Below are 23,898 nucleotides of genomic sequence, written 5' to 3'. Positions count from 1 at the left end.
AAAGATGATCCTGGCGAAAGCAGGCGGCACGGCTCATCCGCGGCCCGACCTCCAGTAAATGCTGATATTGCCGTCGGTAGCTTGGCGGTAAACCGTATAGGGCAGGAGGATAGTGTCGAAAACACCCGACAGGGTGAGATCCGCCAATACGAACGGCAAAAGAAAACCCGTGGGATCAGGCGCTGCGTTCAATACGCAAAAGTCGAACGCCAGACCACTGTATATCCGTGGGATGGACTGACAGTAGGTCTTTTGCTTTCTGAGGCTACGAGCCGCGTCTTCGTCATCCTGCAGCACCGTAACTGCAGTCCCGCAGCCCGATAAAACCAGTGCAAAAGCGCTCAGTAACACGGTCATTTTTATCGTCAAAGTTTGCCCTCCGTGAACGTCGGGCAAACTTAGCATCGCGGCTATTCAGGACACAGTTCACGGGTTCTGTAGATCATGTAGGACGATTCATAAAAACCTGTCCCTTAATCTCAAGTGGCTGTTCTGGCCGATTCAGGCAGCGCTAGCGATATTTTTGGGGAGACGCTGGTCAATGATCTGATAAAGCGCACTGCGCTCAGGCCAGTTACGCATGAACCTTGCCCGATCCCGCGCATAGGCCGCGGCGAAGCTGCTGAGCGAGGCATGCTGACACATCGAATCGAGATCAATCAGTGCCCAGCGATCGTGGTGCCAAAACAGGTTATGCCCCTTGAAATCCCCGTGACTGATTCGCTCGCCAATCAGCTCGGCAAACAAATGATCCAGTGCCAGCAATTCGACTTCCGGTGCCTCACCACTTTCAACATAAGGTGCAAACCGCTCGATGATGTCCGGCCCCGGCAAATACTCGGTCACCAGATAAGCCCCACTGCGCAACCAAAGAAAACGCTTCTCCAGCAAGGCCAACGGCTTGGGGGTGGCAATGCCGAGAAACGCCAGGCGATTGCCTTCACGCCAGGAGTGCCAGGCACGGCTCGGACGCCAGAAGCGTTTGAGCCAGTGGGCAAAACCTTTGATGTTGTAGCGTTTGATCACCAGCGTGCGACCTGCCATCTCAACCTTGCCGACGCTCGCCGCGCCACCCGTCTTGTACAGATGTCCCTGATCGAGCAGCGCATCGGCCTGCGCCAGCACCGGCGCCATCGCGGCCTCTTCCTCGCGGCGAATCGCCCGCAAGCCGAACGCTCCGCGCTGAACGCTGAACAGCGTACATTCGCGACCGACCTTGATCAGGAAGTCCTTCAGGCGCCAACTTCGCACCTTGCTGATCTGCTTCTGCAACGCTTCCATGGGCAAGGCATGCTCGCCGTTGCTCAGCAGGTAATACACCAGCAACTCTTCGGTGTAGGGTTCTAGCGACTTGGGCAACTGGGCAAAAAACACCCCGAGGTTTTCCAGGACTTTCTGCCGCGAAAGCGGCTGGCCCGGCGTCTCTGTGCGGATTCCGGCACCGTCGATCAAATACAGCCGACCAGCCTGGCGTAACAGGTTGTCCAGGTGCAGGTCTTCCTGCCACAGACCCTTGCGATGCATTTGACCAATCGCTCCCAGCGCATCGGCCAATACCATCGATTGCTCATCCGCCAGCATCGGCAAATGCTCGACTCGTTTCCAGGCATCCCCAAGGCTTTCGGCGCGGTCAAGGAAATCAAACAGTAGCCAACCACCCTCGCCGTCCTTCAGGCCATCAGCCAGCAGTAACGGCGTGGTCAACCCTTGAGCCGCCAGCAACCGCACGCCGTCCAGCTCACGCTGGAAATGCCGCGTCGCCTTGCTGCCGACAAACAACTTGGCCAACACCGGCCGCCCACGCCAGACGCCGGCACCGACATAACGCTGCCCCGGCAACACCCGCAACAGACTCAGCAACTGCAGCTCGGCAGGGCCGGCGGCATCGGCCAGTGGAATGTTCAGCGGCAGGCTCGGGCGACGGCCAGCGTTTTTCAGCTCGGACAATCGCATCAGCGCGCCTCCTTATGACTGCGCCGCGCGGTCAGTCGCGCAAGCCAGCTGTCGATCAGCGAGCTGTCTTGCGATTGATCCAGATAGACGGCCAGCAGCTCGCGCAACTGCGCTTCGCTCCATTGAGGTGCCCGACGCAGCAACGGCTCCAGGTCTTTGGCCCGATCACGCAGACCAAACAGCAACGGCCGGGTTTTTTCCAGGTCGATCAGTTGGGCCTGGTAACCGTCGCCGGTGGCCTGGAGGAAAATGTGTTTGGGGTAGAAGCATCCGTGAACCTGACGCGCGTCGTGCAGGCGCCGGGCCAGTTGCCCACAGGCCTTCAGAATGGCCGAATGCTGTGCCGAACTCAGATCCGACCAGCGCTGCAACAGCGAGTCCAGGTCATCCCAACCATCCAGGGCACGGGTCAGCAGAATCGCCCGGACTTCGCCGTCGACTTTGCGCTCACCGAAAAACGCCGCCTTCAGCGCTGGAATACCGAACGTTTCATAGCGACTGATATTACGAAACTCACGGGCAAAGCTCGGCTCGCCAAAGGGCGCATGCAAGGTGCGCATCTGGTAGTTGCTCTGGCGTTTGAGGTAGTAGCCATGACCTTCCAGATCCAGCCGAAACACGCTGCTCCAGCCACCGCGAGCGATGTTGGGCTCGTCCACAGCGTCGAGCTGCTTGGCCCAGAGTGCGTCGAAGGTGCCAAGGCCGTGACGCTCAAGCAGCGCACGGTCTTCAGCGGCCAGAAAATCAGTCATTCGCGCCCCTCGAAAAATTTCAACACGTGACGAATCCGTTTTTTATCGGCGGCATTCAGCCGGTCACACTGGCGATATTGCAGGTAAAAGCGCAAACGCTGGGTAGCCGACAAGTGATACTTGGCGACCTTGTCCAGGCAGGCCAGGTCCTTGGTGATCCGGTACTTGAGCCAAAAACCGCGCCAGAAATCGCCATTGGGGCAGTCGATCAAAAACAGCCGGGGCTCATCGTCGATCAGCAGGTTGCGCCACTTCAAATCGTTATGCGTGAAGCGGTGGTCGTGCATGGTCCGGGTATAACCCGCCAGCTGCCGGCTGACGTTGTCGACCCAGGCGCGATCCGCCAGTTTCGGATCATGCCGTTCGGCCAGGGCCGACAGGTCTTCGGTATTGGGCAATTCACGGGTAATCATTGCCCCGCGATCGTACGTCGCGCCGCGCCGCTCCAGCCCCCAAGCCACCACCTCAGCGGTGGGAATGTCCCATTTGGCGAAGCGTTTGAGATTCTGCCACTCGGCCTTCACTCGGGGCTTACCCAGATAGCGACGCAGACCTTTGCCGGCACCCACGTAGCGCTTGACGTAATAGTTGACGCCATTGCGCTGGACGCGAATGACCTCGGACAACGGGTCGCGGGTCAAGCGCTCGCCCTGAAGCGAAAACACAGCCTCTAGACTGCCGAAATCTTCTGCCAGATCGCTGTACGCCGGCTCCAGCTTCCAACCCGCCATCAGAGCGCATCCCCGTATCGCTGTTTACGGTCGTAAAGTTTGTTGGCCTTGCCTTCGAGCCAGGCAAGCAGCCCGGCTTCCTCACCTAGAACCTGGCGCAGGGGCTGCTGGAAATAACCCTTGAGGAAACGCAGTTTGTCGCGACGGGTCAGGCCAATGTCCAGTGCCGAAAAATACAGCGCCGCCAGGTCCTTGTTGCGCCAGCGTTGGGTAATCGTTGGACGGGTTTGGGCACGGTGCAGGTCAATCACCGAGAGCCTGAAATCGTCGGCTGTCACCGGTTTGTCGGTGTGCAGCAGAAAGTGGCAAATGTAGCAGTCGCGATGGTTGACGCCGGCGCGGTGCATCATGCCGGTCATGCGTGCGACTTCGGCGATCAGCGCGCGCTTGAGCGTTGGCTCGGGCGGGCGCTTGACCCAGTCGATGCTGAAGTCTTCGAGGCTGACAGTGGGCGCCAGCTCTTCGGTAACGATGAACGAACGCTGGTCCGCCGGGTTGCTGCCCTTCTCGCCATAAGCCACGGCGGTCATGGTCGGCACGCCGACTTCTCGCAAGCGCTGAATGGCCTTCCATTCCTGGCCGGCACCGAGCACCGGCAACTTGGCAGTGAGCAGGTTCTTGAAGATCTCGCCCCAACCAATGCCACGGTGGATCTTCACGAAAAAGCCATTGCCATTGACTTCGGTACGCAGCGTCCGGCGCGCTTCAAGTTCGCGGTATACCTCGCCCTGGAGGGCCTCGACTTCGGCGAACGGGTCGCGCCCGGCCCAGAGGCTCTTGAACGGTTCAGCCAGCATCAACTTCATTAAGCGTGCTCCGCCAGAATCACATCGGCCGCGTGCTGCGGCATGCTGTAGAGGTCGGCCGTCTCCGCGAAGGCCAGACCATTGCGGCTCCAGGCCGCCCGTGCTTGAACGTCGTTCAACATGCCGGCCAGGAACTGGGTCAACTGCGCCTGATCGAATGGTTCGTCCAGCACCAGACCGGCGTCGGCCTCGGCGATGTAATGGGCGTAACCACACACTGCGCTCACCAGCACTGGCAACCCGGCCACCAGGGCTTCGAGCAACACAGTCCCGGTATTTTCGTTGTACGCCGGGTGAATCAACAGATCGGCGCCAAGCAGAAAACGCGGGATGTCGCTGCGGCCCTTGAGGAACGTCACGTTGTCGCCAAGCCCCAATGTGGCGCTCTGCATCTGGAATAATTTGGGGTCGTCCTGGCCAATTACAAACAGCCGGGTGCGTTTCTTCAGATCGGCGGGCAATGAGGCTAGCGCCTTGAGGCTGCGATCCACACCCTTGGTCTTGAACCCGGAGCCGATTTGCACCAGCAGCAGATCATCATCCTTGAGGTTGAATTCGCGACGGAATTCGGCACGGATCTCGGCGGCGTTGGCCGGCGCGCGACGGTCCTGTGAGATACCCGGCGGCAGCAAGTGGAAGCGCGCAAGCGGCGTGTCGTAATGTTTGATGAACAGCGGCTGCTGGACTTCGGAAATCATCAGCACTTCGGTCTTGGCGTTCTTGGCAAACACGGCCCGCTCGTACTCGGCGAAGTGCCGGTAGCGGCCCCAACGACGGTACAGGGAGTTGCGCAGGTTTTGCGCCTTGTCTTCGAAGCAGCCGTCGGCGGCGTAGTAGACATCCAGACCCGGCATTTTGTTGAAGCCGATCAATCGGTCCACCGGACGTTTGGCCAGATCCGCTTCCATCCATTCGCTGAGTTTCTCGTTGCGCCGATGATTGAAGAACGCCTTGACCGGCGCCACCAACACGTCGAAACCCGGTGGAATGTCGCCCTCCCAAATCAGCGTGTAGACCCGAATCTGATGGCCGCGTTGCTGACATTCCAGGGCGATGCGCATGAAATCGCGCTGCAACCCCCCGAATGGAAAGTACTTGTACAAGACGAATGCCAATTGCATCAGCGCAGCTCCTCAGCCAGTAACAACGTGCTCAGTCGGGTGGCGACACGCTCGGGATTCAGACGCGTGAAGCACAGTGGCCACTCGCGCTTAAGGTCAAACTGACGGGCATCTTGGGCCGTCGGTTTATACGTACATTTCTTTTGCAGGCACGGCGCGCAGGGGAAGTCGCTGGCGATGTGAATCTGCGCTTTACCGTAGGCGCCGGTCAGGCCCGGGTTGGTCGGGCCGAACAGCGACAATGTCGGCACGTCCAGCGCCGCGGCGAGGTGACCGAGGCCGGTGTCCACCGCCACGCAGGCTTGCGCGCCGGCCAGCACTTTGCCGACACCCGCCAGATTGAGCTTGGGCAGCACTTCGACGTGCCTCATGTCTTTGGCGATGCGCTCGGCCCGGGCTTTCTCGACCGGGTTACCCCACGGCAGCTTCACCGCGACACCGAGATAACCGACGCGCTCGGCCAACTCTCGCCAGTAGGCTTCAGGCCAGTGTTTGGTGTCCCACGTGGTGCCGTGCAGGAACACCACGTAAGGATTCTTGCGCGGCAACTCCACCAGTCGCTCGACGTTCAGGCCGTAATCGCCCAAGCCTTTTGGCAGGTCGTAACCCAGGGCCACGGCAAATAGCTGACGCACTCGCTCCACCGCGTGCTGCCCACGGGCCACGGCCAGACGCCGGGAATAGAAGTGTGCGGCAATCGGCTCGCGGGCCGAGTTTTTATCCAGCCCGGCCACCGGGGCTTTAGCGTACCGGGTCAGCAACGCACTTTTCAGCAAGCCCTGGGCATCAATCACCAAATCATATTTGTTGGCGCGAACGCTTTGCTTGAAGCGCTTCCACTCGCCACTTTTGAGGGTCTGCCAGATGTTTTTGCGCCAGCGACGGATCGCCACCGGAATGACCTTGCCCACGCTCGGGTGCCAGGTCGGAATTTCGGCGAAGCCCTCTTCCACCACCCAGTCGAACTGGATGCCGGGGATCGCCCGTGCCGCGTCGGTCAGAGCCGGCAACGCGTGAATCACGTCGCCCAGCGAAGAAGTCTTGATCAGCAGTACCCGCAAACTATTTGACCTCGACCACAGTGCCCTGCAAACGCTGCAAGGCTTCGTTCACCGATTGCGGCATGAGCTGGCGCAGGCAGTTGTAATGACCGAAGCGGCACGTGCGATCGAAGCAGGGACTGCATTCGATGCCCAGGCGCACGATCTCGACGTGCTCGGCCAGTGGCGGCGTGAAACCCGGCGACGTCGAGCCGTAGACTGCCACCAACGGGCGATTCAGCGCAGCGCCGACGTGCATCAGGCCGGAGTCGTTGGACACCACCGCGTCAGCGCAGGACATCAGGTCGATGGCTTCGGCCAGGGAGGTGCCGCCACTGAGGTTCACCGACTCTTCACGCAGACCGGGAATCAGCCGTGAGCGGATGTCTTCGCCGACGGCGTGATCGTTTTTCGAACCGAACAGCCAGACTTGCCAGCCTTCACGGATCTTCGCTTCGGCAACCTTGGCATAGTGCTCGGACGGCCAGCGCTTGGACTCGCCAAACTCGGCACCAGGGCACAGCGCCAACACCGGGCGGTCGAGGGCCAGGCCGAACTTGGCCATTGCCGCCTCGCGAGTGACCGGGTCGATTTGCAGACTCGGCCGTGGATAAGGTGTCGGCAGCTCGGCGCCCGGCTCGTAGGCCAGGGCCATGAAGCGTTCGATCATCAGTGGGTAACGTTCTTTATCCAGCGTGCGCACGTCATTGAGCAGGCCGTAGCGGAACTCGCCACGCCAGCCGGTACGTTTCGCAATGCGGGCGAAGAACGGCACCAATGCCGACTTCAGGGAATTGGGCAGCAGGATCGCCTGATCGTACTGGCCGGCCAGGGATTTGCCGATGCGTCGACGGGTCGCCAACTCGAGCGCGCCGTGGCCGAGCGGAAAGCTCAAGGCCTGACGCACTTGGGGCATGCGCTCAAGAATCGGCCGGCTCCACTCGGGGGCCAGCACGTCGATTTCGCATTGCGGGTGGCGCTGCTTGAGACACTGAAACAGTGTCTGCGCCATCACCATGTCACCGACCCAACTGGGCCCAACGATCAGAATTTTCATGTGGTTTCCATAAACGAGCCGGGGAGGCTTTATGCCTCCCCGTCTCGAGAATCAGCTTAGCCCCAGCTCGCGCCAGATCCGCACTACCTGCCGTCGTTCGTCCACGAACTGGTCGCCCGGTATCACCCCGGCGTCCTTCTGCAAGGCCTGCCGGTGAGCGGCGGAGCGGTAGGCTTTATAGGCCTCGCGCAACAGGCTGGCGTCTTCGGCGGGCATCAGCCCTTCCTCCTCCAGCCCTTCCAGAATGCGGATATTGTCAGTCCAGCGCAGCAATGACGGGTGTGACTCGGACCACGCCAGGGCCGCGTATTGCACCATAAATTCAATATCGACGATACCTCCGGCGTCCTGCTTGAGATCGAACGGCGCCGTGGCCTCAAAGGCATTTGCTCCGGTGCCGGCCGCGGTGCTCTTGCTGCCAAGGTTATCGCGCATTTTAGCGCGCATCTCGCTGACCTCCTGGCGCAAGGTCGCCAGGTCACGCGGCGTGCCCAATACCGCTGCGCGGACTTTCTCGAACGCCTGGCCGACGTCCGGGCTGCCCACCAGCACCCGCGCCCGCACCAGCGCCTGATGCTCCCAGGTCCAGGCTTCATTTTCCTGATACCGGGCAAACGCACCGAGCGAACTCACCAGCAACCCCGACGCGCCGGACGGACGCAGACGCATGTCCACCTCATACAGCTGACCAGAGTTGGTCTGGGCCGTGAGCAAGTGAATGATCCGCTGGCCCAGCCGAGTAAAGAATTGCGCGCCGTCGATAGGCTTCGGCCCGTCGGTTTCCGCCTGCGGGTCGCCATCGTGGATGAACACCAGGTCCAGGTCCGAACCATGCCCTAGCTCCAGACCACCGACTTTGCCGTAACCGACAATGATGAAGCCAGGATCACACAAGGTGCCGTCGGGACGCAGCGGCGTACCGTATTTGGCCACGGTCTGGCGCCAGGCCAGAGCCAGCACTTGTTCCAGGATCGCTTCGGCGAGCCACGTCAGGTAGTCACTGACCTTCATCAACGGCAGGCTGCCGGCAATTTCCGAAGCGGCGACGCGCAAGCGGTGCGCCAGCTTGAAATGTCGCAGGGCTTCCATTTGCTGCTCGAGGTCGTCTTCGGGGATCCGCGTCAAACGCTCGCGCAACTCGGCGGCCAGTTCCGGCGCCAGTGGCGGTTTGAACAGCCGGCCTTCGTTGAGCAATTCGTCGAGCAGCAGCGGGAAGCGGGTGATTTGTTCGGCGATCCACGGGCTCGCGGCGCACAAGGTCAACAAACGTCGCAGCGCGCCGGGATTCTCGGTCAGCAACACCAAATACGCGGAACGACGGGCCACGGCTTCCACCAGCGGCAATACTCTTTCCAGCACCAGATCCGGATTGGCGTGCTCCACGGCCTGAGCCAGCAACCGCGGAATAAAGGCATCAAGTCGCTCACGCCCCAAGCGCTGCATCGCGCGCAATTGCGGACTGCTGCGCAAGCCAGCCAAGGCCTTCAACGCCTTGGAGGCATCGACAAAGCCGCCCTCTTCCAACTGACGGCACGCGGCCTCTTCATCCTGAGCCTCTTCCCACAGCGGCAGCCATTCGCCGCCGACCACCACTTCGCTTTCGGTGCCGTCCTCTTCGTCGGGGTCGGCAATCACCTGACCGAAGTGCCACGCCACTCGACCGCGCCAATACATCAACTGCTCATGAAACGCCGTCCAGTCGTCGAAACCCAACATAAAGGCGATGCGCGCCTGATCCTGGGCGCCGTCCGGCAGCATCTGAGTCTGGCGGTCGGCGATCGCCTGGATCGCGTGCTCGGTGTAACGCAGGAATTCGTAGCCTTCGCGCAGTTCGCTGATCACCGCCGGCGGCAGGTAACCCTGACCTTCCAGCGTGCTCAGTACTTTTAATAGAGGTCGTTGCTGCAAGCTCAGGTCGCGGCCACCGTGGATCAACTGGAATGCCTGGGCGATAAATTCGACTTCACGAATGCCACCGGAGCCGAGTTTGATGTTGTCGGCCATGCCCTTGCGCCGGACTTCCTGCTGGATCAGTTGCTTCATGGTGCGCAACGCTTCGATGGCCGAGAAGTCGAGGTAACGCCGGTAAACGAACGGCCGCAGCATGTCTTGCAATTGCGCACCGGCCACTTGATCACCGGCCACCACCCGCGACTTGATCATCGCGTAGCGTTCCCAGTCACGGCCCTGGTCCTGGTAATACTGCTCCAGCGCGTTGAAGCTCAGCACCAATGCGCCGGCCGAACCGTAAGGCCGCAGGCGCATGTCGACGCGAAATACAAAACCGTCGACGGTCATCGGGTCCAGGGCCTTGATCAGGCGCTGGCCGAGACGAATGAAGAATTCCTGGTTATCCAGCGAGCGCTTTACACCAACGGTTTCGCCGCCCTCGGGATAGGCGAAGATCAGGTCGATGTCCGACGACAAGTTGAGCTCCACCGCGCCGAGCTTGCCCATGCCGAGAATGACCATTTGCTGCGGCTCGCCGCTGCGCCGGCCAGTCGGCACGCCGAACTGCTGGCAATGCCGTGAATACAACCACTGATAGGCCTGATCGATGCTGGCATCGGCCATGTCCGAGAGGTCGCGGCAGGTCTGGATCAGATCACACTGACGAGTCAGGTCGCGCCAGATGATCCGCACTTGATGACGGGTACGTTGACGACGCAGCGCGCGACCGAGCCCGTCTTCGTTTTCTGCTGAAGTCACCGCTGCTGCAATCTGTGCGCACAGCTCGCCGGGAGCAAAACTTCGGTCCAGCTCACCGGACTGCACCAGCTCCAGCAACATCAATGGGTCACGGACACTTTGTTCAATCACGAAGTCGCTGGCAGCGGTGACGCGGGCGAATTGCGCCCAGCGCTCAGGCGTCCAGCCGGCCAGGCCATGGTCGTCGTCCAACCCGGCGACGGACGCACGGAACGACTGCTCGGCGCGGGTGACAAACGGCAGGAGGATGCCAGGCAGTTCTGCAAGCGAAGGGAGGCTCATGGTCTATCCTTGATCGGCGTGTAGAGGGCTGTATGTAGTGATTGGCGAGAACGCACTACGTGACCGACTGTCGAACAAAGGTTAGAAATAGCTGAAATTTCTTTATTTTTGGCAGACAGCATCAAGCTTTCACCTTTTCTGGTTGGCAAAAGACCAACCTTAACGATTATTCTCACAACGCAGCGGGAGGCCACAAGCCGCTCATCTGTAGTTTTACTACTCGTATATACATTCGAAAGGCTGAAATGCCCGATGATTTGTAGTAAAACTACACGCCGCCGGAACAACCTCTCGGCAATCCAAGAATTTATATCGTCTGCCCACAAGGCCAGTCGCAAACTCAGGCAACCGATTCTGGAAGCCTTTCCGCCCTGGAGCAAGCCATGCAAGACCTCGATCCCGTCGAAACCCAGGAATGGCTGGACGCCCTGGAATCGGTTCTCGACAAAGAAGGCGAAGACCGCGCTCACTATCTGATGACCCGTATGGGCGAATTGGCGACCCGCAGCGGTTCGCAATTGCCTTACGCCATCACCACGCCATACCGCAACACCATTCCTGTTACCCACGAAGCACGCATGCCTGGCGACCTGTTCATGGAACGCCGCATTCGCTCGTTGGTACGCTGGAACGCGATGGCCATGGTGATGCGTACGAACCTGAAAGATTCTGACCTGGGCGGTCACATCTCCAGCTTCGCCTCCAGCGCAACCCTGTACGACATCGGCTTCAACTATTTCTTCCAGGCCCCGACCGACGAACACGGCGGCGACCTGATCTACTTCCAGGGTCACACCTCGCCAGGCGTTTACGCCCGTGCGTTCATGGAAGGCCGCATCACCGAAGACCAAATGAACAACTTCCGTCAGGAAGTCGACGGTCAGGGCCTGTCGTCCTACCCGCACCCTTGGCTGATGCCTGATTTCTGGCAGTTCCCGACCGTATCCATGGGTCTGGGCCCGATCCAGGCGATCTACCAGGCACGCTTCATGAAGTACCTGGAAGCGCGTGGCTTTATCCCCGAAGGCAAGCAAAAAGTCTGGTGTTTCCTGGGCGATGGCGAGTGCGACGAGCCGGAATCCCTGGGCGCGATCTCGCTGGCTGGCCGCGAGAAGCTCGACAACCTGATCTTCGTTATTAACTGCAACCTGCAGCGCCTTGATGGCCCGGTTCGCGGCAACGGCAAGATCATCCAGGAACTCGAAGGCGTGTTCCGCGGTGCTCAGTGGAACGTGACCAAAGTCATCTGGGGCCGTTTCTGGGACCCACTGTTGGCCAAAGACGTCGACGGTATCCTGCAACGCCGCATGGACGAAGTCATCGACGGCGAGTACCAGAACTACAAAGCCAAAGACGGCGCGTTCGTTCGTGAACACTTTTTCAACTCGCCAGAACTCAAGGCGATGGTTGAAGACTTGTCCGACGACGAAATCTGGAAACTCAACCGTGGCGGTCACGACCCGTACAAGGTCTACGCGGCGTACCACGAAGCGGTCAACCACAAAGAACAACCGACCGTCATCCTGGCCAAGACCATCAAAGGTTATGGCACCGGTGCCGGCGAAGCGAAGAACACCGCGCACAACACCAAGAAAGTTGATGTTGAAAGCCTGAAGCTGTTCCGCGATCGTTTCGACATTCCGGTCAAAGACGAAGAGCTGGAGAACCTGCCGTTCTTCAAGCCAGAACCAAACAGCGCCGAAGCCCGCTACCTGAGCGAGCGCCGCACTGCACTGGGCGGTTTCGTGCCACAGCGTCGAGCGAAGAGCATCAGCATACCGACGCCGCCCCTCGATACCCTCAAGGCCATTCTTGATGGTTCGGGCGACCGTGAAATTTCCACCACCATGGCGTTCGTGCGGATCCTCGCGCAACTGGTCAAGGACAAGGAAATCGGCTCGCGCATCGTCCCGATCATCCCGGACGAAGCCCGTACCTTCGGTATGGAAGGCATGTTCCGTCAATTGGGCATCTACTCCTCCGTCGGCCAGCTCTATGAGCCAGTCGATAAAGACCAGGTGATGTTCTACAAAGAAGACAAGAAGGGCCAGATTCTCGAAGAAGGCATCAACGAAGCGGGCGCCATGAGCTCCTTCATCGCTGCCGGTACTTCGTACTCCAGCCACAACCAGCCAATGCTGCCGTTCTACATCTTCTACTCGATGTTCGGCTTCCAGCGTATCGGCGACCTCGCCTGGGCCGCTGGCGACAGCCGTACCCGTGGTTTCCTGATCGGCGGCACCGCCGGCCGGACCACGCTGAACGGCGAAGGCCTGCAACACGAAGATGGTCACAGCCACATCCTGGCCGGCACCATCCCGAACTGCCGCACCTTTGATCCAACCTACGGCTACGAGCTGGCGGTGATCATCCAGGACGGCATGAAGAAGATGACCGAAGAGCAACAGGACGTTTTCTACTACATCACCGTGATGAACGAGTCCTATCAGCAGCCAGCCATGCCGGCCGGTGTCGAGGAAGGCATCATCAAGGGCATGTACCTGCTCGAGGAAGACACCCGCGAAGCGGCGCACCACGTTCAACTGATGGGCTCCGGCACCATCCTGCGCGAAGTTCGCGAAGCGGCGAAAATCCTGCGTGAACAGTTCAACGTCGGCGCTGACGTGTGGAGCGTTACCAGCTTCAACGAACTGCGTCGCGACGGCCTGGCCGTAGAGCGCAGCAACCGTCTGCACCCGGGCCAGAAGCCTAAACTGAGCTATGTCGAAGAGTGCCTGAACGGCCGTCAAGGTCCGGTCATCGCGTCTACCGACTACATGAAGCTGTTCGCTGAGCAAATTCGTCAGTGGGTCCCGTCCAAGGAATTCAAAGTCCTGGGCACCGACGGTTTCGGCCGCAGTGACAGCCGCAAAAAGCTGCGTCACTTCTTCGAAGTCGACCGTCATTTCGTGGTGTTGGCAGCCTTGGAAGCCTTGGCTGACCGTGGTGATATCGAACCTAAGGTGGTGGCTGAAGCCATCGTCAAGTTCGGGATCAACCCGGAAAAACGCAACCCACTGGACTGCTGAGGAGACACTCTGTGAGCGAACTCATTCGCGTACCTGACATCGGCAGCGGTGAAGGTGAAGTAATCGAACTATTTGTGAAGGTCGGCGACCGCATCGAAGCCGACCAGAGCATCCTGACGCTTGAGTCGGACAAGGCGAGCATGGAAATTCCTGCGCCCAAGGCCGGCATCGTCAAAAGCCTGAAAGTGAAGCTGGGCGATCGCCTGAAAGAAGGCGACGAACTGCTGGAGCTGGAAGTCGAAGGTGCCGCTGCTGCGGCCCCTGCGGCAACCGCTGCCGCTGCGCCGGCTGCCAAAGCCGAAGCGAAACCGGCGGCGGCGCCTGCCGCTGCGGCTCCAGCTGCCGCGCCTGCTGCTGCCACCACTCAGCAAGTGCACGTGCCGGACATCGGTTCGTCGGGCAAGGCCCAGATCATCGAGATCCAGGTCAAGGTCGGCGACACCGTCGAGGCTGATCAGTCGCTGATCACCCTGGAGTCCGACAAGGCCAGCATGGAAATCCCATCGCCTGCTGCTGGCGTGGTCGAAAGCATCAGCGTCAAGCTCAACGACGAAGTCGGTACTGGCGACCTGATCCTGGCGTTGAAAGTGGCAGGTGCCGCGGCACCCGCTGCGGCCGCGCCAGCTCAGGCGGCGGCACCTGCTGCCGCAGCTCCAGCGCCAGCCGCTGCAGCTCCGGCTGCACCGGTTGCTGACAGCGTTCAGGACATTCATGTCCCGGACATTGGCTCTTCGGGCAAGGCCAAGATCATCGAAGTCCTGGTCAAGGCCGGCGATACCGTTGAAGCTGATCAGTCGCTGATCACCCTGGAATCCGACAAGGCGAGCATGGAAATTCCATCGCCGGCCGCCGGCGTGGTGGAAAGCGTTTCCATCAAGCTGGATGACGAAGTCGGTACCGGCGACCTGATTCTGAAGCTGAAAGTCAAAGGCGTTGCGTCTGCTGCTGCCAAGGCTCCGGCCGCGGCTGCATCAGCACCTGCGGCGGCCAAGGCTGAAGCGACTCCTGCAGTCGCCGCCCCGGCTCCGGCCGCACCTGCTGCGGCATCGGCCAAGCCGGGCGCCAAGGTTCATGCTGGCCCGGCTGTACGCCAACTGGCCCGTGAATTCGGCGTCGAGCTGAACGCCGTCGGCGCCAGTGGTCCGCACGGTCGCATCCTGAAAGAAGACGTGCAGGTTTACGTCAAAGCCATGATGCACAAGGCCAAGGAAGCACCGGCCGCTGCTGCTGGCGCAACCGGCGGCGCGGGTATCCCGCCAATTCCGGTCGTGGACTTCAGCCGCTTCGGTGAAACCGAAGAAGTGCCGATGACCCGCCTGATGCAAATCGGCGCGTCGAGCCTGCATCGCAGCTGGCTGAACATTCCGCACGTGACTCAGTTCGATTCGGCTGATATCACCGATCTGGAAGCGTTCCGTATCGCTCAGAAAGCCGTTGCAGAGAAGGCTGGCGTCAAGCTGACCATCCTGCCGCTGCTGCTCAAGTCCTGCGCGCACCTGCTCAAGGAACTGCCGGACTTCAACAGTTCGCTGGCACCAAGTGGCAAGGCGATCATCCGCAAGAAGTACGTGAACATCGGCTTCGCCGTCGACACCCCTGAAGGCCTGCTGGTACCGGTCATCAAGAACGTCGATCAGAAGAGCCTGTTGCAACTGGCAGCCGAAGCCGCTTTGCTGGCCGCCAAAGCCCGCGACAAAAAGCTCACCGCTGACGACATGCAAGGCGCTTGCTTCACCATTTCCAGCCTCGGCCACATTGGCGGCACCGGCTTCACGCCGATCGTCAACGCGCCGGAAGTGGCGATCCTCGGTGTTTCCAAGGCAACCATCCAGCCCGTCTGGGACGGCAAAGCCTTCCAGCCGAAACTGATGCTGCCACTGTCGCTGTCCTACGATCACCGTGTGATCAACGGCGCCGCTGCTGCACGCTTCACCAAGCGTCTGAGCGACCTGCTGGCGGACATCCGCACCATCCTGCTGTAACACCGATCGGCCCTCCTTCACCGGAGGGCCCATCGCGCTCCACGTTTTCCGAGCGCCACGCTCGTACCTCAACCCCGCCAGTTTGGCGGGGCTTTTTTTGCCAGCAAGAAAGTCACCCAACACCCCTTTCCTACATTCGCGGCTTACGTCGCCCACAACTCAAGTCCACTTCTTCTCGATATTTTTCGCGAGCCAATAACTAAGCTTAGTTCAACTAATTAGCACCAGAAGCTTTATCAACTTATTATGCTTAGTTAGCATTACTTCGAATGGATTCGAACATGTTCAAACCGACTGTTGGCCCTATTATTGGCCACACTGAAACTAACCACACACGTATCTTCTTGCGCGGCGAACGTCAAAGCAATGCACCGGTATTTGCAGGTGTTCGTTATCGCCGACTCGGCGAAGAGCGATGGTCCCACAGTGTATTTGCAAAGTTGACGATCTTGCGTGATATGTCCGATGTGATTGCGCTCAACGACCTTGCCCCCGATACCGAGTACGAATACCAGGCCGGCTGGTTCAGCACGATGAGCCCGGTGCACACGGTGGACACGGTTCAGGAACTGCCGCTGCAATGGCCGCGCGCGCTCTACCGGTTTCGCACGCAGTCCAGCGAAGCCACGATTTCACGGGCCTATATCGTCGGGTCATGTCGTTACCTGCGCATGACCGCTGGCGTCCCGTCTGCGCCGCATGCAGGGGATCGGATCTTCGCCTCGATCACGCGTCTGGCGCAGCAAGCCGAACCGCCCATCAGCGCCATGTTGATGACTGGCGATCAAATCTATGTCGATGACCTGAACGTCATTGCGCCCGACCGGGAGTACAAGGAGATACTCAGTAAGTACCGAACGGCTTTTTCCCAACCCAATATTGCCAAGTTAATGTCCAGCGTGCCGACTTACATGATCCTCGACGATCACGAAATTGAAGATAATTGGCCCGCCAACAAAAGCAAGGCCGACGCCTACTTATACAAGAACGCCATCGCGGCGTATGAGTTGTATCAAGCCAGCCATAGCCCGGCGCATGAACTTCTTGCTGACGGGCAAATAAATAAAAAACTGGAGCACTATTGGTATCAATTCGTCGAAGGCGATATCGAATGGTTTGTCACTGACAGTCGAACCCGACGCAACTTGTCGACCAGTGATCGGCGCATCCTCGACGAAGAGCAGGAACAAGCTTTGTGCAAATGGCTGATTCACAGCCCGGCCAGGGTGAAGTTCGTGGTCACCAGCGTGATGTTCTACCCCGACCGCAAAGCCCATGGCGACGACGCGTGGAAGGCCTTTCCCGAACAACGTCTGCGGCTGCTGGAGACGATCCGTACACACCGCATCAAGAACGTCTTCTTTGTTTCCGGTGATGTCCATGGCTCCCTGACCAGTCGCCTGACCCACAACGAGGACCCGGACTTCGAGGTGCACACCATCGTCTCCTCCCCCTTGTGCAACAGCAAACTGCTGCCTTACGCCAAGGCATCCACCTTCATCCTCGATCAACCATTGGCGCGAACAGTCGCCGGCGACTACCAGCCTGAACTGACCAGTCAGGTGGTCAGCCAGGACAACTTTGCCCATCTGATCGTCGATGCTGAACAGGTTCGAGTCAGTTATCACGACCGGGACGGCAACTTTTTGCACTCGACCAGCCTCCCGCTACGTTGAGCCTTAAGGGCCAAATGCATTAGTTTCGGTCGTTAGCTGGAGAATTCTTCGCGCCTGCCGACATATTCTTATAGCACTTGGCCTTCATGTCTCTTGTCAGTCAGTGTTGCAATGATGCAACCTTGCCGCAGGTAACAGTAAAGAGGGCGAGAGCCCGGCGCGATCAGCCTATTCGAAGCGAGTTTCCCTCCATATGAAGAGCCAACCCGATGCCGCCAGCCGTATGGTGGCCGAGGTAGTGACGCAGTTGCCTGTGCCCTCGCGGCTCGGCATGCTTCGTTTCGAACGGCTGAATGAAGCGAGTTGGGCGCTGCTGTTTCTCGATCCCAATTGCGAGCGACAGTTCGGCATGCCGGCTGTGGAGCTCTGTGCTCTGGTCGGCTCGCCCTACGCCTGCCTGATGGAGCCCGAAGCGCGCTATCAGCTGCATGACGCGATTCAGCAACAACTCACCGAAAGCCCGCATTACCTGATCCGCTACACCCTGCACACCACCGCAGGCGCCTTGAACCTGCTGGAGCTGGGCGAAGCCTACAAACAACACAATCGCCACCTGCTGCGCGGCTATCTGCTGGTGGTCGACGACCTTTTCGACGGCGAGCAACTGCTGCCGGCCCTGGACCTCGAAACCCAGAACTCTCGCCTGCAAATCGCCCTGGAGCTCAATCAGCGCGCCCAGCAGGAACAGCTCCTGCACCTGGAACGAGTGCGCGCCCAGCAAGACTTGATCCTGCTGCTGACCCGCCAGCGCTACAGCAGCAACAACTCGCTGCAAGAAGCTGCCGAGCTGATCACTCGCAGTGCCTGTGATATTTACGAGATCAACTGCGCCAGCCTGTGGAACCTTGAAGGTTCACTGCTCGTGCCGATTTCGGCCTATCACCGCGCCAGCCAGGAATACCTGCTGCCGGAGCCGATCGACGTCAGTATCTTTCCCGACTACGTGGAAGCCTTGCAGACCGGCCGCGCCATCGACGCCCACAACGCCATGCGCGACCCGCGCACCCGGGAAATGGCCGAACACCTGCGCCCACGCGATGTGAATGCGATGCTCGACGCCAGCATCCGCGTCGATGGCCAAGTGGTCGGCGTACTCTGCCTGGAGCAGATCGGTACGACCCGCGCCTGGCAATCGGACGAAATTGCTTTCGCCGGTGAATTGGCGGATCAGTTTGCCCAAGTCATCAACAACCACAACCGCCGCACCGCCACCAGTGCCCTGCACCTGTTCCAGCGTGCGGTAGAGCAAAGCGCCAACGCCTTTTTGCTGGTTAATTGCGATGGTGTGGTGGAGTACGTCAACCCGAGCTTCACCGCGATCACCCAGTACACCACCGAAGAAGTCCACGGCCAGCGCCTGTCGGAACTGCCGGCACTGGAAAACCTCAGCGAGTTGCTGTTCGACGCGCCCTCGGCACTGGCCATGAGCAACAGCTGGCAAGGTGAGTTCAAAAGCCGCCGCAAAAACCTCGAACCCTACTGGGGCCAGTTGTCGATTTCCAAGGTTTACGGCGACAACCGCGAGCTGACGCATTACATCGGCATCTACGAAGACATCACCCAGACCAAGCTCGCTCAGCAGCGCATCGAGCGTCTGGCTTACACTGACAACCTGACCAACCTCGGCAACCGCCCGGCCTTCATCCGCAACCTTGATGAACGTTTCGCCCGAGACAGCGATACCCCGATCAGCTTGTTGCTGGTGGACATCGACAACTTCAAGCGGATCAACGACAGCCTCGGCCACCAGACCGGCGACAAACTGTTGATCAGCCTGGCCCGACGCCTGCGCAACAGCCTGAGCCCGAGTGGCAGCCTGGCGCGGTTCGCCAGTAACGAATTCGCCGTGTTACTGGACAACACCGACCTGCGTGCGGGCCAACTGATCGCCAATCAATTGCTGGCGACCCTCGACAAGCCGATGTTCGTCGACAACCAGCTGATCAGCGTCACCGGCTCCGTGGGCCTGGCCTGCGCGCCGTTGCACGGTCGCGACCCGCAAACCCTGATGCGCAACGCCGGCCTCGCACTGCACAAGGCCAAGGCCAACGGTAAACATCAGGTCCAAGTGTTCACCGAAGCGCTGAACGCCGAGGCCAGCTACAAGCTGTTCGTCGAAAACAACCTGCGTCGCGCGCTGACCCAGAACGAGCTGGACGTTTTCTATCAGCCCAAGCTCTGCCTGCGCAGTGGTCGCCTGTTGGGGATGGAAGCTCTGCTGCGCTGGAACCATCCGGAAAAAGGCATGATCCGCCCGGACCAGTTCATCAGCGTCGCCGAAGAAACCGGCTTGATCATCCCCATCGGCAAATGGATCGCCCGCCAGGCGTGCCGCATGAGCAAAGACCTGACCGCCGCTGGCCTGGGCAATCTTCAGGTGGCAATCAACCTGTCGCCCAAGCAGTTCTCCGATCCGGACCTGGTGTCGTCCATCGCCAACATTCTCAAAGAAGAAGCGCTGCCGGCAAACCTGCTCGAACTCGAACTCACCGAAGGCCTGCTGCTGGAAGCCACCGAAGACACCCACTTGCAGCTCGATCAGCTCAAGCGCCTGGGCCTGACCCTGGCCATGGATGACTTCGGCACCGGTTACTCGTCGCTCAGTTACTTGAAAAAATTCCCGATCGACATCATTAAGATTGATCGAAGCTTCATCCACGAAATCCCGGACAACCAGGACGACATGGAAATCACCTCCGCGGTGATCGCCATGGCCCACAACCTGAAACTCAAGGTCGTGGCTGAAGGCATCGAAACCGCCGAGCAGTTGGCTTTCCTGCGCCGTCATCGCTGCGACGTCGGCCAGGGTTACCTGTTCGACCGTCCGATCCCCGGCGTAGAGCTGATCGAGAAGCTCATGCGCTATCCGCGTGGCCCGATCGCCTGACAGCGGTGTAACACTCGGGCAAACTGCGTGTCTGACAATTTACATTCAACCTGACTGAGGGGACTGATCATGGTCTTGCGCTCGGAAATCCTGGTGAACAAAAACGTGCTCCCAACTAAAGAACAAGCTCTGCCTGGCCGTGAAACCCCAATGACCCTGCCGGAAAAACACTTCGTCCACGACGCCCCGCTGCTGGGCCCGTTCGCGATGGACGTGGATTTCGCGATCTTCGGCCTCGGCTGCTTCTGGGGCGCTGAACGCAAGTTCTGGCAGCGCGAAGGCGTGGTCAGTACGGCGGTGGGTTACGCCGGCGGCTTTACACCGAACCCGACGTATGAAGAAGTCTGCTCGGGCCTGACCGGCCACAGCGAAGTGGTACTGGTAGTCTATGAGCCGGCAAAAGTCAGCTACGAAGAACTGCTGAAGATGTTCTGGGAATTGCACAACCCGACCCAAGGCATGCGTCAGGGCAACGACCTCGGCACCCAATACCGCTCGGTGATCTACGCCACCAACCCAACTCAACTGGCGGCCGCCAAGCACAGCGAGCAAGTGTTCCAGGCTGAGTTGACCAAGGCCGGCAAAGGCACGATCACCACTGAAATCGACGAAGCCCCGACGGTCTACTTCGCCGAGGCTCATCACCAGCAGTACCTGGCCAAGAACCCTGAAGGGTATTGCGGCATTGGCGGTACCGGCGTGACTTGCCCGATCTAACACCGAACTGATCGTTCCCAGCACTGCGTGGGAACGATCACCGGTCAACTTTCAGCAATCAACCAATCCATCTGCCAGCCGGCTTGGGTCTGCCCCAACTTCGTGGACAGCCACGGCAGCAACTCACGCAATTCCTCTTCCAGGCCCCACGGCGGATTCGCAATCGCCAACCCTGAGCCATTCAGACTGTTCGGCGTATCCAGCGGATGCACCAGCAACTCGACCCGTAACAACTTCGGGGCGCCACTGCCTGCCAAATCCTGATAAAAACGACGCAACATGCGCGGGTCCTTCACCGGGTACCAGATCGCCACCACTGTCTGCCGCATCCGGCCAATCGCCTCTTTCAGCGACGCCGCACAACGCTGCATCTCATCCAGCTGCTCGAACGGCGGATCAATCAACATCACCGCCCGCTTCTCCTGCACCGGCAACATCGCACGCGGCACATGCCAGCCTTCACCCAGATGCACCTTCACCCGACGGTCGCCCGCCATATTGTCCTTGAGCAACACACCGTCTTGCGGGTGCTTCTCGTTGAGCATCACCCGATCCTGCGACCGCGTCAGACGCCGCGCCAACTCCGGCGACCCCGGGTAATAGCGCAACTGGCCATCCGGGTTCATGTCGTGCAGCACCTTCATGTAATCAGCGGTCAACGCCGGCAGATCCGGCTGATCCCACAAACGCGCAATACCTTCCAGGTACTCACCGGTACGGCTCGCCTGATCGCCCTGCAGGTCGTACAGACCAATGCCGGCGTGAGTGTCGAGATAGGCAAACGGCTGCTCTTTGCGCGACATCAAAGCGATGAGGCGGGTCAAAGTCAGGTGTTTGAACACATCGGCGTGATTGCCGGCATGGAAGGCGTGACGATAATTCATGGCTGCTCCTGCGAAGGGCGGGAAGTTTACCTTGTACGGCGGCGAACGTCAGGGCCTCACGGCTGAGCGGACATTTTGCGCTGCAATCGCAACCCCACCGTCCATAGGAGCTGCCGAAGGCTGCGATCTTTTGATCTTGCTCTCGCGATAGCAACATCACGTCACATTTTGCCAAAGACGAGCCATCGTGGCGCGTACATAGGAGTGCGAAGATCGAGCCGACCTGACGCCCGTAAAATGGAGATTTACATGGGAAGGAAAATGATTGGTATCGGCGCACCCACGTCGACTGGTGGTTCCGTACTGGAGGGAAATGTCGGTATCAACATCGATTGCGCGGTGAGCACATCTTCCATCGGTCACATGGCGAGTTGTCCTGCCTGCAGCAAAGGACAAGGCCCCATTGTCGCGGTTGGTCCCCGAACCATTACGTTACCTGCCGGATTGGTTGCCCTGGAAGGTGATTACGTCGCCTGCGGATGCCCTCCACAATCCAACACCGTAATGTTCGCTCAGTCATCTATATATGGTGGAGCCGAACACAACAAAGCAGATTTTTCAGGCATTACCGCCCTCCTCGATCGTCCGAAGACCATCACCGGCATTTCCTTATCTTATGGTGATGCGCAGGTGCCTGTTGAGTCAGTTTCCCGGTTTTACACCGACTTGAATATTCATGTGAAAACCTCGGGTTATTTGCCTGGCGAGACGGTTACCGTCAACATCAGCGGCCCCACCGAAAAAGCGTTGACTGGGACTGTAGGGACCAAAGGTGTAGCCATCATTTCAAACGCATTTGGAAGCGAAATCATTGACATGGAAGGGGAAGCATAATGGCTCAAGTTGTCATCAATTCCGGCGGTGTATCCTCCAGCATCTCGGTTAAAAGACCTCGCTTCAGCACCTTATGGAACGCCTATGCAGAAGTCGGCCATAAAGGTTCAATTGAAGTATATGGACTTGTCGGAGGCGGGGTCGAAGCGGCAAGAGTGGAAAAGCCTGATGCCTATGCGAATGCCTGCGCTTTGAGAATAAGCAGAGCATTCAACTACGGCGGGTATAAAATCCCCAAAGGCACAATCATACAAAACCAACCCATTTACCGGCTAAGTGGAGCGGACCAGCTTCCCTATATCATGAAAGTAGTAGATTTTCTTGCCTTCCTTAAACACAACTGGGGCGAGCCCGATCATACTCTGACGCAAAATAATTCAGACTTCATCAATGGCAAAAAGGGCGTCATTGTTATGGAGATCACCGGATGGAGCGACGCATCAGGCCACGCAACCCTTTGGAACGGGAGCATGACCGGCGACGACAGTGACTACCACAGGCAGGATAGCCATACCTATGACAATCCACGGGTAAAGCTTGAAAAAATAAACTTTTGGGAGTTGAAGGGATGACACGCTCGCGGTTAATTTTTCTGGCCCTGCTACTTATTTCTGGGCGAGCCATATCTGCTGAAATCGATATCGATAAGGCTCGAGAAATGCTTAAAAATTATGGGCTGGCCAACTGTATTTCCAGCCAATTCAAGGGCGAATCAGAAGTAAAGTCTGATATAGGTCTTGCAATTGGTGCCTACTCGTCTATGGGCAAAGGTCAGCATCTCATCATTCAAAACGAGGACACTCTCGAAGTCACACACGACCCATATGCAGAAACCGAGAAGTACATGAGCAATGCCTATACAAAGACTTCATCCGCCAGCAAGCATTCTGATAAAAAAATGGTCTTTTATGGTTGCTTGGAGGTTTACAACTCCAAGGAATTCGCCGCATTCATTAAATCTCAGGATCAATACTTGCCAAAGTAGATCCGCAAAATTAATAAGGACGATCCTTCCTACAACAAAGCAGGAAGGATCACTCTTTATGCCGATGCTACGGCCGAGCCCGCAACCGCCGCCCAAGAACATCCAGCACATCACACCCATCCCGCAACGGAATGGCGCAGAGCAAAGCAAAATCACTAAGAATGAAGGACTGGCACTCGATCGAGCCGCGCATGGACAAATTCTCCATCACTTGGGTGACGGCGCGAATTCGGTAGCTGGCAGCGTCATACAAAACATCCAGCGGCGCTTGGGTGTCGACGAACAGGGTTGGCATGTCGTCGCAATTGCTGGTGAGCGCCATGAAACGGCTTTGGAGGTGGGGGGTTGGTTTTACGTAAGCGCTCCATGAAGCCCACATTCCAAGTCGAAATCTGATGCTCGAAGCTGTGCTCCCGAACTCTTTCTGGAGCCAGCACCTCATGATGCGACCCG

General features: G+C 58.9%; 19 protein-coding genes. 8 read left to right on the top strand and 11 right to left on the bottom strand.

What is annotated here, in order from left to right:
• Nucleotides 1-33: 33 nt before the first annotated feature.
• The 9 genes from ACXPVS_RS10015 to glnE form a co-directional block, all read right to left on the bottom strand.
• On the bottom strand, nt 34-369 hold the full coding sequence (locus ACXPVS_RS10015; RefSeq protein ID WP_458509784.1) for a YceK/YidQ family lipoprotein: 336 nt from the start codon (nt 367-369) through the stop codon (nt 34-36).
• Between the two features lie 132 nt (nt 370-501).
• Nucleotides 502-1,953 (bottom strand): lipopolysaccharide kinase InaA family protein, encoded by a 1,452-nt coding sequence (locus tag ACXPVS_RS10010; protein ID WP_458509783.1) that lies wholly within the window; start codon nt 1,951-1,953, stop codon nt 502-504.
• Nucleotides 1,953-2,705, bottom strand: a complete 753-nt coding sequence (locus ACXPVS_RS10005) for a lipopolysaccharide kinase InaA family protein (protein WP_458509782.1) — start codon at nt 2,703-2,705, stop codon at nt 1,953-1,955. The genes ACXPVS_RS10010 and ACXPVS_RS10005 overlap by 1 nt, the downstream gene beginning before the upstream one ends.
• The gene (locus ACXPVS_RS10000) at nt 2,702-3,436 is read right to left on the bottom strand and encodes a lipopolysaccharide kinase InaA family protein (RefSeq protein ID WP_458509781.1); all 735 of its coding nucleotides are present in this window, start codon (nt 3,434-3,436) and stop codon (nt 2,702-2,704) included. Before ACXPVS_RS10000 ends, ACXPVS_RS10005 begins: the two co-directional genes overlap by 4 nt.
• On the bottom strand, nt 3,436-4,242 hold the full coding sequence (gene rfaP / locus ACXPVS_RS09995; RefSeq protein WP_458509780.1) for a lipopolysaccharide core heptose(I) kinase RfaP: 807 nt from the start codon (nt 4,240-4,242) through the stop codon (nt 3,436-3,438). Before rfaP ends, ACXPVS_RS10000 begins: the two co-directional genes overlap by 1 nt.
• Entirely contained in the window at nt 4,242-5,363 is a 1,122-nt protein-coding gene (locus ACXPVS_RS09990; RefSeq protein ID WP_458509779.1) for a glycosyltransferase family 4 protein, read from the bottom strand. Before ACXPVS_RS09990 ends, rfaP begins: the two co-directional genes overlap by 1 nt.
• A complete protein-coding gene (gene waaC, locus ACXPVS_RS09985) occupies nt 5,363-6,424 on the bottom strand; it encodes a lipopolysaccharide heptosyltransferase I (RefSeq protein WP_458509778.1) in 1,062 nt (353 codons plus the stop codon). The genes ACXPVS_RS09990 and waaC overlap by 1 nt, the downstream gene beginning before the upstream one ends.
• A 1-nt stretch (nt 6,425) precedes the next feature.
• On the bottom strand, nt 6,426-7,460 hold the full coding sequence (waaF, locus tag ACXPVS_RS09980; RefSeq protein WP_458509777.1) for a lipopolysaccharide heptosyltransferase II: 1,035 nt from the start codon (nt 7,458-7,460) through the stop codon (nt 6,426-6,428).
• A 51-nt stretch (nt 7,461-7,511) separates the two neighbouring features.
• Nucleotides 7,512-10,451, bottom strand: a complete 2,940-nt coding sequence (gene glnE, locus ACXPVS_RS09975; RefSeq protein ID WP_458509776.1) for a bifunctional [glutamate--ammonia ligase]-adenylyl-L-tyrosine phosphorylase/[glutamate--ammonia-ligase] adenylyltransferase — start codon at nt 10,449-10,451, stop codon at nt 7,512-7,514.
• Between the two features lie 383 nt (nt 10,452-10,834).
• Here glnE and aceE point away from each other — a divergent pair, with 383 nt between their 5' ends.
• The 5 genes from aceE (at nt 10,835) to msrA (ending at nt 20,742) form a co-directional block, all read left to right on the top strand.
• On the top strand, nt 10,835-13,480 hold the full coding sequence (aceE, locus tag ACXPVS_RS09970) for a pyruvate dehydrogenase (acetyl-transferring), homodimeric type (protein ID WP_458509775.1): 2,646 nt from the start codon (nt 10,835-10,837) through the stop codon (nt 13,478-13,480).
• A gap of 11 nt (nt 13,481-13,491) precedes the next feature.
• Nucleotides 13,492-15,462, top strand: coding sequence for a dihydrolipoyllysine-residue acetyltransferase (aceF, locus tag ACXPVS_RS09965; protein ID WP_458509774.1), 1,971 nt, complete (start codon nt 13,492-13,494; stop codon nt 15,460-15,462).
• 281 nt (nt 15,463-15,743) lie between these two features.
• Entirely contained in the window at nt 15,744-17,138 is a 1,395-nt protein-coding gene (locus ACXPVS_RS09960; protein WP_458509773.1) for an alkaline phosphatase D family protein, read from the top strand.
• Between the two features lie 193 nt (nt 17,139-17,331).
• Entirely contained in the window at nt 17,332-20,025 is a 2,694-nt protein-coding gene (locus ACXPVS_RS09955) for a putative bifunctional diguanylate cyclase/phosphodiesterase (protein WP_458509772.1), read from the top strand.
• 69 nt (nt 20,026-20,094) lie between these two features.
• Nucleotides 20,095-20,742: a peptide-methionine (S)-S-oxide reductase MsrA gene (msrA, locus tag ACXPVS_RS09950; RefSeq protein ID WP_458509771.1), complete on the top strand. Its 648-nt coding sequence runs from the start codon at nt 20,095-20,097 to the stop codon at nt 20,740-20,742.
• 44 nt (nt 20,743-20,786) lie between these two features.
• On the opposite strand, the gene ACXPVS_RS09945 is transcribed toward msrA, so the two are convergent.
• Complete coding sequence (locus ACXPVS_RS09945; RefSeq protein ID WP_458509770.1) at nt 20,787-21,626, bottom strand: 23S rRNA (adenine(2030)-N(6))-methyltransferase RlmJ; 840 nt, start codon at nt 21,624-21,626, stop codon at nt 20,787-20,789.
• A gap of 261 nt (nt 21,627-21,887) precedes the next feature.
• Between ACXPVS_RS09945 and ACXPVS_RS09940 the strand changes: the two genes are divergently transcribed.
• From ACXPVS_RS09940 to ACXPVS_RS09930, 3 genes are read left to right on the top strand one after another with little or no spacing between them, the layout of a single operon-like run.
• Complete coding sequence (locus ACXPVS_RS09940) at nt 21,888-22,460, top strand: PAAR domain-containing protein (protein WP_458509769.1); 573 nt, start codon at nt 21,888-21,890, stop codon at nt 22,458-22,460.
• On the top strand, nt 22,460-23,032 hold the full coding sequence (locus tag ACXPVS_RS09935; protein WP_458509768.1) for a type VI secretion system amidase effector protein Tae4: 573 nt from the start codon (nt 22,460-22,462) through the stop codon (nt 23,030-23,032). The genes ACXPVS_RS09940 and ACXPVS_RS09935 overlap by 1 nt, the downstream gene beginning before the upstream one ends.
• A complete protein-coding gene (locus ACXPVS_RS09930) occupies nt 23,029-23,445 on the top strand; it encodes a T6SS amidase immunity protein Tai4 family protein (protein WP_458509767.1) in 417 nt (138 codons plus the stop codon). Before ACXPVS_RS09935 ends, ACXPVS_RS09930 begins: the two co-directional genes overlap by 4 nt.
• A 67-nt stretch (nt 23,446-23,512) precedes the next feature.
• On the opposite strand, the gene ACXPVS_RS09925 is transcribed toward ACXPVS_RS09930, so the two are convergent.
• Nucleotides 23,513-23,824 (bottom strand): hypothetical protein, encoded by a 312-nt coding sequence (locus tag ACXPVS_RS09925; protein WP_458509947.1) that lies wholly within the window; start codon nt 23,822-23,824, stop codon nt 23,513-23,515.
• Nucleotides 23,825-23,898: the final 74 nt, after the last annotated feature.

Source organism: Pseudomonas sp. Ma2-10 (assembly GCF_054330215.1).
This window is presented reverse-complemented; position numbering and strand designations above follow the sequence as displayed.